The following is a 309-nucleotide window of genomic DNA, read 5'->3' on the forward strand; positions in this document are numbered from 1 at the left end:
GGCGGGAGAGGACGCGGCCATCGGCGGTGAGGCCAGCGATGGCGACGCCGATGTGATTGTCGACCTTGAAGATCTTCTTCTGGTGCGAGGAGAGTTCGGAGTTGGCCTTGTTGACGCATGCGAGGACCACGTGGGTCTTCGATCGGAGCCCTATCGCCGCCGAGCCCTGCTTCACCGCCTCCATAGCGTACTCCACCTGGAACAGCCTCCCCGCAGGGCTCCATGTGGTCACGTCCGTGTCGTACTGGTTTCTGAACATTTTCACGATTCAAACACCAAAACCCTCTATTTCTTCTTCTTCACTCTATA

1 protein-coding gene and 1 pseudogene are annotated in these 309 nt (G+C 57.6%); both read right to left on the reverse strand.

The window, feature by feature from the left end:
• Positions 1-184, reverse strand: a 184-nt coding sequence (locus tag L9G74_RS24000) for an Ntn hydrolase family protein (protein WP_238898553.1), incomplete at its 3' end; no start/stop codon positions are given.
• 21 nt (positions 185-205) lie between these two features.
• Positions 206-259 (reverse strand): annotated as a pseudogene (locus tag L9G74_RS24005) (hypothetical protein); the annotation flags it as partial.
• Positions 260-309: the final 50 nt, after the last annotated feature.

It is taken from the genome of Shewanella electrica, from assembly GCF_022321485.1.
GTDB lineage: Bacteria > Pseudomonadota > Gammaproteobacteria > Enterobacterales > Shewanellaceae > Shewanella > Shewanella electrica.